1 protein-coding gene and 1 pseudogene are annotated in these 2,765 nt (G+C 56.3%); one reads left to right on the forward strand and one right to left on the reverse strand.

All coding sequences use genetic code 11. From position 1 onward, the window contains the following. A pseudogene (locus RMO15_RS17765) lies at positions 1–210 on the forward strand (hypothetical protein); the annotation flags it as partial. A gap of 22 nt (positions 211–232) precedes the next feature. Here RMO15_RS17765 and RMO15_RS17770 read toward each other — a convergent pair. Further along, on the reverse strand, positions 233–2,765 hold a 2,533-nt coding region (locus RMO15_RS17770), incomplete at its 5' end, for a Tn3 family transposase (RefSeq protein ID WP_309714863.1).

Below are 2,765 nucleotides of genomic sequence, written 5' to 3' on the forward strand. Positions count from 1 at the left end.
GTCGAATTACACTATGTGTCCGACAGAGATTCACAATCGAGCCGCGAACTTGCTCCCGCCCAAGCCGTAGACGAAGAGCGCCTGCACTCTGACGTGCGCGGTATGATCCTCGCCGCTCGCGAGCGTGTCGCTCTCTACATCAATCAGGAGACCACGCTCCTATACTGGGACATGGTCAATACCTTGCAACGGAACGAAAATTACCATTAAGGGCAAACGGTTTAGGCAAACACTAGGATCGTCCCCTCTGGTGCTGGCCGATTTGGAGTGGGCGGAGCTGCCCCGGGCGTAGCGAATCCGAGAGCCGGAAGGAATAGCGGCCCAGCAGGTTGATATGCTCCCAGCTCAAGGGCCAGAGCCGAGCAATATCCTCGGGGTCAATCTTCTCTCCCTGACTCCGCAAATGCTCCAGAGCCGCATTCATGTAGAGCGTGTTCCACAGAACGATCAGATTGACCATCAGTCCCAACGCTCCCAGTTGGTCTTCCTGGCCTTCTTTGTAGCGTTGCCTCAGTTCCCCACGATTGGCGTGAAAGATCGCCCGAGCCAGAGCATGACGCTTTTCATGCCGATTGAGCATCAGCAAGATACGCCGACGGTAGCTCTCATCATCGATGTAGCGCAGCAGATACAGCGTCTTGGGAATTCGCCCCAGCTCTGCCAGAGCACGGGTCATGGTTGAATGACGACTTCCGCGTTGCCGCCCCTTTCGCAACAAAGTACGAATCAGCTCAGAGGCGGAGATGGTTCCCATCTTCAGGGAGGCCGCCAACCGCAGAAGGTCATCCCAGTTGTTGGCAATTAGATCAGTGTGGATGCGATGCCGTGAGAGCGTATTGAGGGGGCCATAGTCTGCGCCCTCCTCCATTCTCCAGAAGCGTGCTGCCCCAATGTCAGCCAGACGGGGGCTGAACTGATAACCCAACAGCCAGAACAGACCAAACAAAATGTCTGAGTAGGCAGCTGTATCGGTCATCACCTCCGTCGGATTCAGAGGGGTCTGCTGCTCCAAAAGTCCCTCCAGTAAATAGGGAGCCTCGTGGGTTGTTCCGGGAATGACGATGCCATGCAAGCCGGTGAACTGGTTGGAGGCAAAGTTATAGTAGGTGATGCCTCGACCAGAGTTGAAGTACTTGCGGTTGTAGCCCGCATGAAGAGTGCGCTCCGGAACAACAAAGCGGATTCCATCGGCTGAGGCGACTTCACCGCCGCCCCAATGCTGTACCAGGGGGATTCGGCTTTGCGCTTCCACCAGTTTTGCATTGGCCGCTGTGATGGTCTCGGCACGCAGATAGTTCTGAAGTACCCACTCCAGTCGGTCACGAGAGAGGGCAGGATGCCCTTCCTGAATCACTGGTTCCAACCCCGTATTGCATGCCTGGGCAATCAAAGCCGCACAAAGGCTCAGCTCCAGATCAGCCGCTCGTGCTTGCCGTTCGCTGGCATGAGTGAACTCACTGGCAAATCCAGTGTGCAGATTCATCTCCAAAACGAGGTCAGGGAGATCTATTCGGGGAAGGAGCCTCTCGACTTTTTGACGCAATGCCACCAGAGAGGCAGGCTCGGGGAGCTTATCCAGACGAGCCAGACTCAGGTTTCCAGATGCGTCCAGCTCTAAAGCGGTGTTCTGAGGCACGTTGGTCAGGGTCTGCTGGTAGGTTTGCTCCAGGAGTTTGCCCAACCGTGAGATCTCCAGGCTTGAATCCACTTCCCGACCCAGGACACGACAGACGGTGGGACGTACTTTCTCCCACGATGAGCCGGACAGGAGCTTGGCACGGGGATCACCCCAGCGTTCACTGGGAGACACGAAAACATCGCGCCGCAGAAGAGCTTCTTGAAGGCTTTCGGTCAAGCATAGAGTGTAGGCACGGTATTGGAGTTCACCTTTGACAATAACATGGCGTTTCCATGCCGAGGAAATCACCCCCTGGGGAGCCTGGTTCCAGTCACATCGAGCAGGGTCATCCAGACCCGCTTTGAGAAATTCCAGAGCCTCAATCAAGGGTTTGCCTGCCTGGGTACTCATGAAATCCACAGATTCCAGCAGGGGGAGCAGAAATTTGCGCACGGACCGATAGCGTTGAAGCAGCTCCGGTAGGAAGGTGTCTTCAGGGGGACGAGTCAGGATTTTGACCTGCTCTAGAGCCTGCTGCACTGTCTCACGTGGGACTTTTGCATAGACGCGATTGCGAATCTCAGGGCTAGCGAATCGTTCATCCAGGAAGATTTCAATCGCCAAGGCGATGGTCAAGGCTGCGCCGTCCAGATCCCGCAATGAGCGCAGTCGGGTTTTCTCCCCGGAGGCGCGTGCCCGATTTTTGGCTTGAACCAGCAGAGCATCCAGCAGGTCAAGGGATTCATCCAGTGCCTGGGTCTCGAAATGACGAGCAAAACAGAGAAGCCGAGCGAGTCGTTGGGTTTGGGGGAGACGGCTCAGATGGCTGGGAGCGGCCTCCGCGACAAATCGAGCCATCACCTTGATACGTCCTGCTGGAATCTCGCGAAGTGATAGCCCACTGACTCCCAGCTCGCGGATTCGATTGAGCCGGACGAGGGCTTGAAGTAGCTCTGAGATAGCCAATGTCGAGCAGGTGCGCCGGAGCTGCTGGAGGGGTGCTTCCCTCTGTTCAGGGAGCTGCACCAATAGTTGCTCCAAGGCTTGAATCTGTGGAGGCTTGAGCAAGGCAAAGAGTTTTTGATCCAGGCGGCTTGCTACTCTCTCCCGAACCCGAGCAACAAGGCGCTCCAGTGTCGTGACTCCG

Source organism: Armatimonas sp., from assembly GCF_031410135.1.
In the GTDB taxonomy this organism is placed as follows: domain Bacteria; phylum Armatimonadota; class Armatimonadia; order Armatimonadales; family Armatimonadaceae; genus Armatimonas.